Raw genomic sequence first — 14092 nt, 5'->3', positions numbered from 1 at the left:
CCGTTGCCGGAGCGGTTGAAAAATCAGTTGGCTTTGCAGGTCAGACCTGCCGCTCCGGCAGCTTCACGATGAGCCCGTCGAGCTCCGGCGTGATCCTGATCTGGCAGGACAGCCGGCTGTTCGGCCGCCGCTCGCTCGCGGTGCCGTCGAGCAGCGCATCCTCGTCGTCAGCCATATCAGGCAGGCGCGCGAGCCAGCTTTCATCGACGTAGACGTGACAGGTCGCGCACATGGCGTTGCCGCCGCATTCGGCCAGAATGCCGTCGAGGCCGTGACGGGTCGCCGCCTGCATGGCGCTCTCTTCACCTGAGGTCTCGACGCGCTCGGACTTGCCGTCGGCATGGATGAATGTGATGGCGGGCATGAAGCTCCTCGTCAGGCCGGGGTAATCGTCACAGGCAGGCTGTCGAGCCCGCGCAGCGTGTTGTTGAAGCGGCGTTTCGGCTCGCCCGTGATCTCGATTTTCGCGACACGGCGCGCCAGCGCAGTCAGCATCACCTCGCCTTCGAGGCGGGCGACGAGCTGGCCGACGCACATGTGGATGCCCGAGCCGAAGCCGACATGGCCGGAGGTCCGGCGGGTGATGTCGTAGCTGTCGGGCCGGTCCCAGCGCCTGGGATCGCGATTGGCGGCGGCCAGGAACATCAGCACCTTCTCGCCCTCGCCGATCGTGGCGCCCGCGAGCTCGACCTCGCGCGTGGTGGTGCGGAAGAAGGTCTGCACCGGACTTTCGAACCGAACCGCCTCCTCGAAGGCGTTGCGCGCCAGCGTCGGATCATCGCGCAGGCGCTGCCACTGGTCGGGGAAGCGCGCGAGGCAATAGACGGCGGCACCGATGCCGTTGACCGTGGTGTCGAGGCCGGCCGACAGCAGCGAGCGCACCAGCAGCGGCGCCTCGGTGGCCGTGATCTCGCCGTGGTCGACGCGGGCATGAATGCAGGCCCCGAAGCCGCCGGGCGCGAGGTTGTCGCGCTGGCACTGCTCGGCGACATAGGCCTGGTGCGGCGCCGAGCGCGCGATCGCCTGCTGGCGCAGCTCGTTCGGCGGGCCGAACGCGTTGAACACGACGCTGGCGTAGGGAATCAGATGCTCGCGTCCTTCCGGCTTCAGGCCCAGCGCATCCGGAAAGATCGAGAGCGGATAGGCCTCGGCGAGATCGGCGACCGCGTCGAAGCTGCGCTTGTCGAGCAGCGCGTCCACCCGCTCCTCCGCCGCGGCGGCGAAGCGGTCGCGCACCTGCTTCATCGCGGTCGGCGACAGCACTTTCGACAGCACGGCCCGGGTGCGGGTGTGCGCGGGCGGGTCGGCTTCGAGGATCAGGCTCGGCGGCCGCCACGGCGTCTCCTTCTTGAAGTCGGACAGGCCGACACCGCGGCTGGAGCAGAAGGTGGCGGGATCGTTCAGCACCGCATGGACCTCGGCATAGCGCGCCACGCCATAGACGTTCCACTTGTCGAGATAGACCACCGGTCCGGCCTCCCGCAGCCGCTGATGGGCGGGATAAGGATCGGCGAAAAACTCCATGTCGAACGGATCGACGTCGAGATGCGGGACGGAAGCAGGACCCGTCGATGCCGGGGTGGCGGATGCGGTCATGGAAGACCTCCCTCATTTTGATCTTGTGAAAGGGCGGCGCATGCCATTAGGTCTTTAGGCCCACCGCGAGTCAGAACCCCGACATGCCTGCGCCTTCGACCAGATCCCGGCAAAAGCCTGCGCCCGTTGAGGCGGGGCCGACGCTCGATCTCAACCGCTACGTCCCCGCGTTCGTCACCTTCATCGCCAACAAGCTCTCGAACAGCGCGACCGCGTTCTATCAGCGGGAGTTCGGCGTCAACGTCACGGAATGGCGGATCATGTCGCTGCTGGCGATCGAGCCCGGCATTCCGGCCTCGCGCATCTGCCACGTCATCGGCTTCGACAAGGGGCCCGTGAGCCGGACGCTGGCCGGCCTCGAGAAGCGCGGCCTGGTCTCGATCCGCACCGACCCCAATGACGGCCGCACCCATTCGATCGCGCTGACGGCAAAGGGCCGCGCCACGCATGACAAGGTGATCGTTGCGGCGCTCGAGCGCGAACGGCGGCTGTTGTCGTGCCTGAGCAAGGACGAGCGCGAGGTGCTGATCGATCTGCTCCGCCGGCTGCACGACAATCTCGGCGCGGTCACGGGCGGCATCGAGCCCTGACGGGTCGCGCTTCAGGCGCCACCTTCCGTCACGTCCAGGCATACGCCGGCGTTTGCCGACGGCACCGTTCGGGCCGAGCATTGTTTCCTCCAGGATCAGGCGCGGCAGTTTCCCTGCCGTCATCGCTTCCTGGAATGGTTCGCATAAATTAGTTGCCTAGGCAACAAAAGAATCGGAAATATATTACGGCGTGTGGCTGTCCTGTTTCGCCAGCACCTTCTTCGCATAGCGCTCGTCATTCCGGGGCGCGCGTAGCGCGAACCCGGAATCCATCGTGCAGCCATCTATGCGGGAAAATGGATTCCGGGTTCGCGCCACACGCGCGCCCCGGAATGACAGCGAGATGGGCTAGGCGCCCCTCCTACGCCGCTCCTTCATCGGCTCACTACAAGCCGACCCATTCCGACGACGCATCATCATTCAGCTGCGCCACCGCGTCGGCACGCCGCGCCAGCACGGCGCGCTGGTTGATGTAGCCCTTGTCGGTGATCTCGCCGCCGTCGACCGACGGTGGCTCGGCGAGCAGCAGCGCACGGGTGGCGTGACCAGAGGAATTGGCGGCCTGCTGCTTCAGTTTCGCCAGTCCTCGCGCGATGGCGCTCCTGACCTTGTCATGTGCGAGCACCTCGCTCACATCGGCCGTCTCGCCCAAGCCGGCTTGGGCGCGGCAGGCTGCGATGTTCGGGAACACCAGAAAGCGCACTTCGTCGCCGCCATGGCCTGCGACCACGATGTCCTGCGCCAGCGGCGCCAGCGCGGCGATGCCGGCAACGCGCAGCGTGCCGACATTGACCCAGGTGCCGGAATTGAGCTTGAAATCCTCGGCGACACGGCCGTCGAAGAACAGGCCGCGCTCCGGCCGCGCATGGTCGGCAAGCTTGACGGCATCGCCGATCAGGTAAAAGCCCTCGTCGTCGAAGGCCTGCCGGGTCAGATCCGGCTCCTTCCAATAACCCGGCGTGACGTTGGGGCCGCGCACCCGCACCTCCAGCTTGTCGCCTGAGGCGACGAGCTTCAGCTCGGTGCCGGGAATGGGCACGCCGATATTGCCGGAGCGCTCGGCGAGGAAATGGCAATCGGTCGCGAGCGGCGACGTTTCCGTCGAGCCCCAGGCCGAAACCATCGGCAGCGCGCGGCCGACGGTCTTGATCGAGAGCTCCTCGAGCGCGTCCCAGAGATTCTGCGGCAGGGCAGCGCCGGCATAGAAGGCGAATTTCACCTCGCCGAAGAAGCGGCGGCGCAGCTCCTCGTCGCCGCGCAGCGCCGCGATCAGCATGTCGAAGCCGCGCGGCACGTTGAAATAGACCGTCGGCATCACGCTCTTCAAATTGGCCAGCGAGGTCGCAAACAGCCCGGGCGCGGGCTTGCCGCCGTCGATATAGAGCGAGCCGCCATTGCGCAGCACGAGATTGAAATTGTGGTTGGCGCCGAAGGTGTGGCTCCAGGGCAGCCAGTCCAGGATGACGAGATCGCCGCGCGTCTGCTCGAGAAACGTCCAGGTCTGCGCCTTGGCCTGTTGGCTCGAGGTCAGCATGCGCTGGGTGTTGATGACGGCTTTCGGCGTCCCGGTCGACCCTGACGTGAACAGGAACTTTGCGATCGTGTCCGGCGTCACCGCGGCGAAGGATGCTGCGACATCAGGGCTCTCCGGCGTTGCCGCGACGGCGCGGAAAGCGAGCGCGCCTGCGTCATCCGCGTTGCCGCTGATGATCTGCGCCCGGTGCAGCGGCGCGATGGCGGCAAGCGCGGCCGCGAAGGGCTTGGTCGCAGAGACGTAGATCGCGCCCGGCTCGAGCAGCGCGATCATGCTCTTGAGCTTCTCGAAATCCCGCGACATCAGCGAATAGGCCGGCGAGATCGCGGCCGAGGGCACGCCGACATGCTGGGCGGCAAGCGCGAGCAGCGCGTGGTCGATGCTGTTGTCGGAGAGAATCGCGAGCGGGCGTTCCGCGCTGAGGCCCTGCGCCAAAATCCAGGACGCCGCCGCACGCACCTGGCGCAGCGCCTGCGCATAGGTGACGGTGGTCCACGGCGCTTCGACATTGCCGCGCTCGGCGAGGAAGATCGCATCCGGCGTTTGCCGCGCCCATTGCTCCAGCCAGTCGCCGACGCAACGCGCGCCATCCCGCAACGGATCGGGCGATCGCAGCACGATGCTGCCGTCGGCGCGATGCTCTGCGACGGTCCGCGGGCTTGCGAACAGGCCTGCAACGTCACCACGTGGGGCGACTGTCATGTGTGTCTCCTCCCTCCGTCCGGATACGACCGGCCGCGACCTCGTTCGGGCTGCTTGGCCACAATGTTGGGCTTGACAATTGTTGTCGTCAACAACAATCTTTTGCTTGCCTCGCTGACGCGCTAAGCTTGCCGGGCGGGAGACACGATGTGACAGCCAGCGCACCCCAGACTGCCCCACGCAAGCGCGCCGGCAATGGCGCGGCGCCTCAAGATATCGCCGACGACATCGGGCTCGATGCGCTGGTCGGGCACGCCGGCTACGCGGTGCGGCGCTTCCAGATCTGGATCTTCCAGGACTTCATCAAGACCCTCGGCGAAGTCGACATAAGGCCGACGCAATATTCGGTGCTGACGCTGATCGGCGCCAATCCGGGCCTGTCGCAGATGGCGGTGGCAAAGCGCCTCGGCATCGAGCGCGCCCGGCTGGTGCATCTGCTCGACAGCCTCGAGCTGCGCAGGTACGTCAAGCGGGTCAAGTCGAAGGCGGACCGCCGTTCCCATGCCCTGCATCTCACCGCGCAGGGCGAGACGGCGCTGGCGAAATTCAAGAGGCTCGCGGCCGAGCACGAGCGGCACGTCGAAGAGAAGATCGGCAAGGAAAACCGGGCGCAGCTGCTCCGGATCCTCGCTGGCTTCACCTGATCTCGACTGCCCATAATTTAGGCTGACGCTCGGCAAAGGGCGATGATGCCGCCTCCGATGAGCTTGCCGAAATATCTCATAACCCACTGACTACACTATAATCTTCCTCAGCGATCGGACCGCCTGCTATTGTACACAATGGCACATCGCTTGCTTCCTCCGGGATGAGGACAGATTGCCGGAGTTTTGTCGCCATGGGGGCTGAGCAGCCTGAAACGATCGCCGCGATTGTGGCCGCGCATCGCGCGGGCACGCTGACGCCGGCAGAGACGATCGCGCGGACCTATCAGCGCATCCGCGACCACGACGATCCCGCCATCTTCATCAGCCTGCGCGAGGAGAAGGATGCGGTCGCGGAAGCCGAGAGGCTCGCCGCGCACGCGGATGCCGCCAGCCTGCCGCTGTACGGCGTGCCAGTCGCGGTGAAGGACAATATCGACGCGCTGGGCTTTGCGACCACCGCCGCCTGCCCCGCCTTTTCCACCGCGCCGACGCATGACGCGACTGCGGTGGCGCGCCTGCGCGCCGCGGGTGCCATCATCATCGGCAAGACCAATCTCGACCAGTTCGCGACCGGCCTCGTCGGCGTACGCTCGCCCTACGGCATTCCCAGGAACTCGATCCGTGAGGATCTCATTCCCGGCGGATCGAGCTCCGGCTCCGCCGTGGCGGTCGGCGCCGGCCTCGTGCCGCTGTCGCTCGGCACCGACACCGCCGGCTCGGGGCGCGTGCCGGCGATGCTCAACAACATCGTCGGGCTGAAACCGAGCCTCGGCATGATCTCGAATGCCGGCCTCGTGCCGGCCTGCCGCACGCTCGACTGCATCTCGGTGTTCGCGCTGACGGTCGACGACGCGGCGCTGGCGCTGTCCGTGATGGTGGGACCGGACCCGGCCGATCCGTTCTCACGCGACCGGCCGCTTGGGGCGGCCGATCCGTTCTCACGCGACCGGCCGCTTGGGGCGATGACGCCGCTCCCGGCAGATCTGCGCCTCGGCGTGCCGCGCAACGGACAGCTGATCTTCTTCGGCGACAAGAATGCCGAGATCGCCTACGCCGATGCGCTGAAGCGCTGGACCGCGCTCGGCGCAACGCTGGTCGAGTTCGACCTCGAGCCGTTCTACGAGACAGCACGGCTGCTCTATGAGGGGCCGTGGGTCGCCGAGCGTTACCTCGTGATCAAGGATCTGCTCGCCTCCGCGCCGGATGCGATCCATCCAGTGACGCGCGAGATCACCGCGGCCGGCGCGCGGCTGACGGCCGCCGAGACCTTTTCGGCGCTGTACCGCCTGCAGGGCCTGCGCAGGGTCGCCGAACGCACCTTTGCCAATATCGACGCGCTGGTGCTGCCGACGGCGCCGACCGCCTATACGACCGCGCAGGTGCTCGCCAATCCGATCGAGCTCAACAGCCGGCTCGGCACCTACACCAATTTCGTCAACCTGCTCGACCTCTGCGGCCTGGCGCTGCCGGCGTCGATGCGCGCGGACGGCATTCCGTTCGGCATCACGCTGCTCGCGCCCGCCGGACGCGATGCGATGCTGGCGAGCATCGGCCGCGTCTTCCATGCGGATACCAAGCTGAGCCTCGGCGCGAAAGGCGCGGCACAAGCACCGCTCGCGCCGCTGCCGGCAAGCCGCAGTGACGACATCCCGATCGCCGTGGTCGGCGCGCATCTGTCCGGCATGGTGCTGAATGGCGAATTGAGAGCGCTGAACGGACGCCTGATCGAGGCGACCAGGACAGCGCCCGATTACAAGCTCTACGCGCTCGAGACCACCCCACCGAAGCCCGGCATGCTGCGCGTCGCCGCCGGCAAGGGCGCGTCGATCGAGCTGGAGATCTGGTCGCTGTCGCCATCCGCCTTCGGCCAATTCGTCAACGCGATTCCCTCGCCGATGGCGATCGGCACGGTGCGGCTTGCCGATGGCCGCAGCGTGAAGGGGTTTCTCGTCGAGCCGGAGGTGCTGGGCGATGCGCGCGATATCACGGCTTATGGGGGATGGCGCGCATATATGAAGGAAGCTGCGACAAAGTAGCTTTCGTAGGGTGGGCAAAGCGTAGCGTGCCCACGATTCCCTGAATCATAAGAAGACCGTGGGCACGGCGCTTTGCGCCTTTGCCCACCCTACGGCACCGCGCGCGCGGCTTACACCGACACGGCGTAGATCTCGTACTCCCCGCGCACCAGCTCGATATGCGCGCGCATCGCGGCTGCCGCGCCCTGCTTGTCGCCGCGCATGATGGCGACGACGACGCGGTCGTGCTCGGCATGCGATTTTGCCAACCGGCCGAGGTTGCGGAACTGGGCGCGGCGGAACGGCTGCACCCGGACGCGGGTCGCCAGCGTGATCTCGGCGATATAGCCGTTCTGCGAACCGGCATAGATGGCGTTGTGGAAGCGTTCGTTGACCTCGTGGAAGCGATCCGGGTTGCCGGTGTAGCTCAGCACGCGCAGCTCTTCGTGGATGGCCTCCAGGCCATGGCGCTCGCCCGCGGACATGCGCTCGGCCGCAAGGCCGGCGCACAGCGCCTCGAGCTCCGCCATCGCCTCGAACATGCTTGTCAGCCGCTCGATCGAGGGCTGCGCCACCACCGCGCCGCGATGGGGCCGCGCCTCGACGAGGCCGCTCGCCACCAGCTGGCGCAGCGCCTCGCGCACTGGCGTGCGCGAGACGTTGAAGCGCCGTGCGATGTCAGTCTCGTCCAGTGGTGCGCCGGGGGCGAGGGCGCCGCGCACGATCTCGTCCGCCAGTTGCAGGCGCAGCTCCTCAGCCCGCGTGACCTTGTGCACGCTGGGTGGCGCCCGATCGACGCGAGGCACCACCGGCTCGGCCGGCGCTGCCCCTTGCGGAAGATCGTCAAGCGTCATGCGGTCTCTTTCGGCTCGTCGATGATGCTGACATGGGCGGCGACGATACGCCAACCCTCGGGAAAGCGGATCCAGGTCTGCATCTGCCGGCCGACCTTGCCGGGCGCCGTGTCGCGATAGAACAGGGTGGAGGCCACCGCGGTGTCGCGGCCATAGCTGGTAATGACCGTCTTGGCGGTGCGGCGGTTCAGGCCGACGGGCGAGCGCGCGGCACGGAAGCCGCTGATCGCCGCATAGCCATAGAGGTTCTCGCCGATGCCGTAGCGCAAGGTGCGGGGGTCGTTGCGGAACAGCTCGCCGAGCACGGCGACGTCGTTGTTGACGAGGGCCTGCTCATAGCGATCGAACGCGGCTTTGACTTCCGCGATCACGTCGGGGAGATCGATCTCCATCTCAGATTCCTCTCGGCGATGGCGCGGCGGCCACGCCCATCTTTTCCAAGGCGTAGGCGACGCGGAGCGCAATGTCCTCACGCCAGGGCGCGGCGATGATCTGCACGCCGATCGGCAGCTGCTCGAGCGGCACCGGCACTGCAACGACCGGCAGGCCGATGAACGAGATCGGCTGGGTGTGGATGCCGATATTGGCGCGCACCGGCAGCTCGACGCCGTCGAGATTGAAATTCACCTGGCCGAGCTTCGGTGCCGTACAGGGCGTCGCCGGCGCGAGCAGCACGTCGACTGACTTGAAGATGTCCGCGAGCTGCGCGCGATACCAGCGGCGGAATTTCTGGGCGCGGTCGACCAGCGGCGCCGGCACCATCGCGCCTGCGATCAGCCGGTCGCGCACGGCCGGATCGAAATCGTTCGGGCGCTTGCGCAGGCGATCGAGATGCAGCGATGCACCTTCGGTCGTGGTGATGACATAGGCCGCCGCGCGGGCACGGGCGGCCTCGGGGATGTCGATCACCTTCGTTGCGCCGAGCGCCTTGGCGACGCGGCTGACCGCTTCGACGGCTTCCGGAAACACATTCTTCTGGAAGTAGCCGCCGGCAATCGCGATACGCAGATCCGACACCGGGTTGGCGATCAGCGGCAGCGTCGGCTCCAGACCGCGCGTGGTGCAGGCGCTGTCCTCCGGGTCCGGGCCCTGCATCACGTCATAGGCGAGCGCGAGATCGGTGGCGGAGCGCGCGAACGGGCCGAGATGATCGAGGCTCGCGACGAACGGGAACGAGCGCGCCCGCGACAGCCGGCCATAGGTCGGCTTCAGGCCGAAGATGCCGCAGAACGAGGACGGCACGCGGATCGAGCCGTTGGTGTCCGAGCCGAGCGCGATCGGCACCAGCGCGCCACCGACGGCGCTGCCGGAGCCGCCGGAGGAGCCGCCGGTCATCCGCGTCGTGTCATGCGGATTGCGCGAGGGGCCGTCATGGACGTTCTCACCGGTGAAGTCGTAGGCGTATTCGCCCATGTTGAGCGCGCCGACGAGCACGGCGCCGGCCGCCTCCATGCGCTCGATCAAGGCCGCATCGCGCCTGGCGGGCGGAAGGTCGCGGTTGATCTTCGAGCCGGCCCGGGTGGGCAGACCCGCGACGTCGAACAGGTTCTTCACCGCAAAGGGGACACCGGCGAGCGGGCCGACTTCCTGGCCCGCGGCGATGTCGGCATCGATCGCGCGTGCTTTCGCGCGGGCGCGATCGGCGGTGACATCGGTAAAGGAATTGAGGATGCCGTCGTGCTGCTTGATGCGTGCGAGCGCAGCCTCCGTGGCATCGAGCGCGGACATCTTGCGGGTCGCAACCGCGCTGGCGATCTCGGCGGCCGTCATCTCTGGCTTGCTGGTCATGGCAGCATTACGCCGTGAAGATCGGCGCCGGCTCGGTCTCGTCCGGCAGCGCGAATTCGTCGACCATGCGGCCAAGCCGCAGCGAGACTTCGAGATTGGCGCGCACCGCGGGCCTCCAGGCCTCCTCGACCGGCAGCGCCAGCGCTTTCGATACGGCGTCGATATAATCGTCCAGCGGCTCGGCCATCACGCTCCCAAACAATCTCTCAATGCAACGGCGGATGCGGGATCGCCGTCAGCAGTTCCTTGGTGTAGTCGTCCTGCGGATCGCTCAAGACCTGCTCGGAGGAGCCCTCCTCGACGATCCGCCCCGTCCGCATCACAATGACACGATCGCACAACAAGCGCACCACATTCAAATCATGCGAGACGAACAGATAACTCATACCTAGCCGCTGTTTCAGGTCCTGAAGCAGATTGAGCACGACCGCCTGAACCGAGACGTCGAGCGCCGCCGTCGGCTCGTCGAGGATGACGAGTTTCGGATGCAGCGCGATGGCGCGGGCGATGCCGACGCGGGCCTTCTGGCCGCCGGACAATTGGTGCGGGAAGCGGTCGAGCAGATTGTGCGGCAGGCCGACCATGGTGGCGAGCTCCTCGCAGCGGGCGCGGAGCGCGTCGCGTCCCCTGACGTCGCCGAGCTGCATGATCGGGTCCGCAATGGCGCGCGCGGCGGTGAAGCGCGGGTTGAGGCTGTCGGTCGGATCCTGGAACACCATCTGGATGCGGCTGCGCTGCGGCAGCCGGGCGAAGGCGGATGGCGCGATGCCGGAGATGTCCTCGCCGCCGAACTGGATCAGGCCGGAGGTCTGGTCCAGGAGCCGCATCACCATCATCGACGTCGTCGACTTGCCGCAGCCGGATTCGCCGACGAGCCCGACGCTCTCGCCATGGCCGATCGAGAAGCTGATGCCGTCGACGGCACGGAACACGTCGGGCTCGACGGGCGGCTTGCGGCCGAACAGCTTGCCGAGCACGGCGGTGGCGCCCTGGCGGGGGTACTCCTTGACCAGCTTGTCGACGAGAAGGAGGGGCTGCTCGCTCGTCTCCCTCGCCCCGCTCGCGCTGAGAGGGTCGGGGTGAGGCGCTGCTTCCGCGAGCACGGTGCTGGGAGAAGCGGAGGATGCCGCTACGCTTGCGTCCTCTTCCGGCAGCAAGTCCCGCAACGACACACCGAGCCGCGGCGTCGCGCGCATCAGCTTCTTGGTGTAGGGGTGCTGCGGATTGGCGAAGATGTCGGCAGCCTTGGCGGTCTCGACCACGCGGCCCTTTTCCATCACGACGACGCGGTCGCAATAGGCGGCGGCGAGGCCGAGGTCGTGGGTGATCAGAATGGTCGACATGGCGCGGCGCTTCGTCAGTTCGACGATCAGGTCCATCACCGCCTTCTGGGTGGTGACGTCGAGGCCGGTGGTCGGCTCGTCCGCGATCAGGAGCTGCGGATTGCAGGCGAGCGCGAGGGCGATGACGACGCGCTGGCACATGCCGCCGGACAGCTCGAACGGATAGGCGTGGTAGCGCTCGCGCGGACGGGCGATCTTGACCTGCTCCAGCGCCTCGATCGCCTTCTCACCGTGATCGGCCACCTGGGCCTGCTGCACATGGGTGCGCAGCACGTCCTCGATCTGGTCGCCGACTTTCCGGATCGGGTTGAGCGCGGCGCGCGGGTTCTGGAAGATCATCGAGACTTCGCGGCCGCGCAGATCGCGCATCTGGTCTTCGCTCGCCGCCTTCACGTCGATGCCCGAGAACATCACCGAGCCCTCGGCGATTCGCCCGGCACGGTCGAGGATGCGCATCACCGCATAGGACGTCACCGACTTGCCGGAGCCGGACTCGCCGACGATGGCGAGCGTCTCACCCTTGGCGACGGAGATGTTGACCTGCTGCACCGCTTTGACGATGCCGCGGCGGGTGGTGAACTCGACCGTTAGGTCCTGGACGTCGAGCAGCGGCTGGACGGTCATGCGGGCCTGCCCATCAAAAAGGTCGAAAACAACCCCATGCACAGTAGAACGGCATTGGAATCGTTGGGGAATTTTTGACGGTTTTTTGCCGGTGAGGGAGGCACCGGCCTCTCGCTTCCTCCCCCCTTGCGGGGGAGGGGCAGGGAGAGGGGTGCTACACAGGGATTCTCTCCGCATGCGAACACCGCGGCATCCGGATCACCAACACCTTTTGCTGGGCTACCCCTCTCCCCAGCCCTCCCCCGCAAGGGGGGAGGGAGCGATAGAGAGGTGCCCTCCTCACAGCTTCGCTGCACGTCTCCGCCCCTAACCATCATCACGTCCTCCGCTGGGGATCGACGATGTCGCGCAGGCCGTCGCCGAGGAGGTTGAAGCAGAATACGGCGATCATCAGCGCGAGGCCGGGGAAGAGCGCGATCCACCATTCGCCTGACACCATGAAGCCGGCGCCTTCGGCGACCATGATGCCCCATTCGGCGGTCGGCGGACGGACGCCGAGCCCGATGAAGGACAGGCCCGCGGCATTCAGGATGGCGTAGCCCATGGTCAGCGACATCTGCACGATCATGATCGGCATGATGTTCGGCAGGATGTGCACCAGGAGGATGCGGAATTCGCCATTGCCCGACAGGCGCGCGGCCTGCACGAAGCCGGCGTTGCGGCGCACATTGGCCTCGGCGCGGGCGACGCGGGCATAGAGCGGGAAGTTCACGATGGCGGTGGCCAGGATGATGTTCTGCACGGTGTTGCCGAGCGCGGCGACGATGCCCATCGCCAGCACGAACAACGGAAAGGCCATGATGGTGTCGGCGATGCGGCCGACGATACGATCGGTCCAGCCGCCGAAGTAACCGGCCGCGATGCCGGCGAGGCCGCCCATCAGGAACACCAGCGCAACCGAGGCGACCGCGATAAAGGTGTCGAGCCGCGTCGCCACGATGACGCGGCTGAAGATGTCGCGCCCGAGCTGGTCGGTGCCGAACCAGTGCGCCGCCGACGGCGGCTTCAGCGCCGCGGCGGTGTCCGACGCAAGCGGATCATATGGCACCACGTAGGGGCCGAAGATCGCGGCAAGCAGGATCAGGATCAGCAGCGCGAAGGCAAAGCCCGTGACCTTGTTCTCGCCGAGGACATAGCGGGTCTGGTCGAGGATCGCGACGAGGCCGGACGTACGCGCGGGACCGACGGGTTCGACAGCAGGCGCAACGGAGCTCATTGTTTCACTCCTGGAGCTTCATGACTTTGGGTGGCGAGCTTGGAGTTGGCTTCACTTCTCCCGCTTGCGGGGGAGGGAGCGCACCGTCCGCGCGATTCGCATCGAACGCGATCATGGTCGGCTACCCCTCCAACCGCACCCGCGGATCGATCACGCCGTACAGGATGTCGATCACGAGATTGAGCAGCACGTACATCACTGCCATGGTCAGCACGAAGCCCTGCACCGGCGCGAAGTCCGACGCGATCAGGGCTTCCACCGCGTAGGAGCCGATGCCGGGCCAGGCGAACACTTTCTCCACCAGCACGTTGGCGCCCAGCAGGAACGAGAACACCATGCTGAGCGTGGTGATGACGGGCAGCATCGCGTTGCGGAACGCGTAGGTGACGATCACGGTCGCCGGCGACAGCCCGCTGGCCCGCGCGGTGCGGACGAATTCGGATGCGAGCACCGCCAGCATCGAAGCGCGCGTCATGCGCGCGATCGGCGCCAGCGAGAAGATCGCGAGCGTCGTCGCGGGCAGAATGAGCTGGCTCAGCGCCGAGCGGAACGCCTCGAGGTCGCGCGCGATCAGCGTGTCGATCAGGTAGAAGCCGGTGACCGTCGGCGGCGCGCTGTAGAACACGTCGAGACGCCCGAGCGGCGCCGGCGACCAGCCCAGGCGGAAATAGAACACATAGACCAGCACGAGGCCGGTGAAGAACACCGGCAGCGAGACGCCGGCCGTCGTCGTGACCCGGCAGAGATGGTCGATCCACGACCCCGGCCGCGTCGCCGCGAGCACGCCGAGCGGAATCGCGATCACGACCGAGACGATGAGGCCGAGCAGGGTCAATTCGGCGGAGGCCGGCAGGCGGTTGCGGATCTCGGCGGCGACCGGCTGGCCGGTCGTCAGCGAGTTGCCGAAATCGCCATGGGCGAGATCGTTGGTATAGCGGAAGAACTGCTCGATCAGCGGCCTGTCGAGGCCGAGCTTCTTGCGGATCTGCTCGACGGCCTCCTTGGTCGCGGCGGGACCGGCGAAGTAGGCGGCGGGATCGCCGGGCAGCGCGCGCGTCAGCAGGAAGGTGACGATGACGACCCCGATCAGCGAGGGAATCGCGAACATCAGGCGCTTGCCGATCATGGTCAGCATGGGGCGCGCTCCGCGCCGGCGAATAGTGAATAGCGAATGGCGAATAGT

The 14092-nt window shown here is 66.9% G+C and carries 13 protein-coding genes; 3 read left to right on the top strand and 10 right to left on the bottom strand.

The window, feature by feature from the left end:
- Positions 1 to 40: 40 nt before the first annotated feature.
- A complete protein-coding gene (locus AC066S_RS14405) occupies positions 41 to 364 on the bottom strand; it encodes a 2Fe-2S iron-sulfur cluster-binding protein (protein ID WP_478269997.1) in 324 nt (107 codons plus the stop codon).
- Positions 365 to 375: 11 nt separating this feature from the next.
- Positions 376 to 1596, bottom strand: a complete 1221-nt coding sequence (locus AC066S_RS14400; protein ID WP_478269996.1) for a cytochrome P450 — start codon at positions 1594 to 1596, stop codon at positions 376 to 378.
- Positions 1597 to 1679: 83 nt separating this feature from the next.
- Between AC066S_RS14400 and AC066S_RS14395 the strand changes: the two genes are divergently transcribed.
- A complete protein-coding gene (locus tag AC066S_RS14395) occupies positions 1680 to 2186 on the top strand; it encodes a MarR family winged helix-turn-helix transcriptional regulator (RefSeq protein ID WP_478269995.1) in 507 nt (168 codons plus the stop codon).
- A gap of 385 nt (positions 2187 to 2571) precedes the next feature.
- Here AC066S_RS14395 and AC066S_RS14390 read toward each other — a convergent pair whose 3' ends face one another.
- Entirely contained in the window at positions 2572 to 4422 is a 1851-nt protein-coding gene (locus AC066S_RS14390; RefSeq protein WP_478269994.1) for a feruloyl-CoA synthase, read from the bottom strand.
- A 149-nt stretch (positions 4423 to 4571) separates the two neighbouring features.
- Between AC066S_RS14390 and AC066S_RS14385 the strand changes: the two genes are divergently transcribed.
- Complete coding sequence (locus AC066S_RS14385; protein WP_164718546.1) at positions 4572 to 5066, top strand: MarR family winged helix-turn-helix transcriptional regulator; 495 nt, start codon at positions 4572 to 4574, stop codon at positions 5064 to 5066.
- Positions 5067 to 5260: 194 nt separating this feature from the next.
- The gene (gene atzF, locus AC066S_RS14380; protein ID WP_478269993.1) at positions 5261 to 7105 is read left to right on the top strand and encodes an allophanate hydrolase; all 1845 of its coding nucleotides are present in this window, start codon (positions 5261 to 5263) and stop codon (positions 7103 to 7105) included.
- A 110-nt stretch (positions 7106 to 7215) separates the two neighbouring features.
- Here atzF and AC066S_RS14375 read toward each other — a convergent pair whose 3' ends face one another.
- From AC066S_RS14375 to AC066S_RS14345, 7 genes are all read right to left on the bottom strand, one after another.
- The gene (locus AC066S_RS14375) at positions 7216 to 7938 is read right to left on the bottom strand and encodes a GntR family transcriptional regulator (RefSeq protein ID WP_126257209.1); all 723 of its coding nucleotides are present in this window, start codon (positions 7936 to 7938) and stop codon (positions 7216 to 7218) included.
- Positions 7935 to 8330, bottom strand: a complete 396-nt coding sequence (hpxZ, locus tag AC066S_RS14370) for an oxalurate catabolism protein HpxZ (protein ID WP_126257208.1) — start codon at positions 8328 to 8330, stop codon at positions 7935 to 7937. Before hpxZ ends, AC066S_RS14375 begins: the two co-directional genes overlap by 4 nt.
- Position 8331: 1 nt before the next feature.
- Positions 8332 to 9726: an AtzE family amidohydrolase gene (locus AC066S_RS14365; protein ID WP_478269992.1), complete on the bottom strand. Its 1395-nt coding sequence runs from the start codon at positions 9724 to 9726 to the stop codon at positions 8332 to 8334.
- 7 nt (positions 9727 to 9733) lie between these two features.
- Complete coding sequence (locus AC066S_RS14360) at positions 9734 to 9913, bottom strand: DUF4089 domain-containing protein (protein ID WP_164718544.1); 180 nt, start codon at positions 9911 to 9913, stop codon at positions 9734 to 9736.
- A 19-nt stretch (positions 9914 to 9932) separates the two neighbouring features.
- Positions 9933 to 11693 carry a dipeptide ABC transporter ATP-binding protein gene (locus AC066S_RS14355; RefSeq protein ID WP_478269991.1) on the bottom strand — a complete coding sequence of 587 codons (1761 nt, stop codon included), beginning with the start codon at positions 11691 to 11693 and terminating at the stop codon, positions 9933 to 9935.
- A 316-nt stretch (positions 11694 to 12009) separates the two neighbouring features.
- Positions 12010 to 12909: an ABC transporter permease gene (locus tag AC066S_RS14350; protein WP_126257205.1), complete on the bottom strand. Its 900-nt coding sequence runs from the start codon at positions 12907 to 12909 to the stop codon at positions 12010 to 12012.
- Positions 12910 to 13030: 121 nt separating this feature from the next.
- Complete coding sequence (locus AC066S_RS14345) at positions 13031 to 14044, bottom strand: ABC transporter permease (RefSeq protein ID WP_135168984.1); 1014 nt, start codon at positions 14042 to 14044, stop codon at positions 13031 to 13033.
- Positions 14045 to 14092: the final 48 nt, after the last annotated feature.

The sequence above is a fragment of the Bradyrhizobium sp. CFUWI genome (assembly GCF_056429085.1).
This window is presented reverse-complemented; position numbering and strand designations above follow the sequence as displayed.

Bases quoted from the DNA above. Each gene is read 5' to 3' on its own strand.
- AC066S_RS14365 (WP_478269992.1), bottom strand. From the start codon at position 9,726: ATGACCAGCAAGCCAGAGATGACGGCCGCCGAGATCGCCAGCGCGGTT.
- AC066S_RS14375 (WP_126257209.1), bottom strand. From the start codon at position 7,938: ATGACGCTTGACGATCTTCCGCAAGGGGCAGCGCCGGCCGAGCCGGTG.
- AC066S_RS14405 (WP_478269997.1), bottom strand. From the start codon at position 364: ATGCCCGCCATCACATTCATCCATGCCGACGGCAAGTCCGAGCGCGTC.
- AC066S_RS14360 (WP_164718544.1), bottom strand. From the start codon at position 9,913: ATGGCCGAGCCGCTGGACGATTATATCGACGCCGTATCGAAAGCGCTG.
- AC066S_RS14400 (WP_478269996.1), bottom strand. From the start codon at position 1,596: ATGACCGCATCCGCCACCCCGGCATCGACGGGTCCTGCTTCCGTCCCG.
- AC066S_RS14390 (WP_478269994.1), bottom strand. From the start codon at position 4,422: ATGACAGTCGCCCCACGTGGTGACGTTGCAGGCCTGTTCGCAAGCCCG.
- hpxZ (WP_126257208.1), bottom strand. From the start codon at position 8,330: ATGGAGATCGATCTCCCCGACGTGATCGCGGAAGTCAAAGCCGCGTTC.
- AC066S_RS14345 (WP_135168984.1), bottom strand. From the start codon at position 14,044: ATGCTGACCATGATCGGCAAGCGCCTGATGTTCGCGATTCCCTCGCTG.
- AC066S_RS14395 (WP_478269995.1), top strand. From the start codon at position 1,680: ATGCCTGCGCCTTCGACCAGATCCCGGCAAAAGCCTGCGCCCGTTGAG.
- AC066S_RS14355 (WP_478269991.1), bottom strand. From the start codon at position 11,693: ATGACCGTCCAGCCGCTGCTCGACGTCCAGGACCTAACGGTCGAGTTC.
- atzF (WP_478269993.1), top strand. From the start codon at position 5,261: ATGGGGGCTGAGCAGCCTGAAACGATCGCCGCGATTGTGGCCGCGCAT.
- AC066S_RS14350 (WP_126257205.1), bottom strand. From the start codon at position 12,909: ATGAGCTCCGTTGCGCCTGCTGTCGAACCCGTCGGTCCCGCGCGTACG.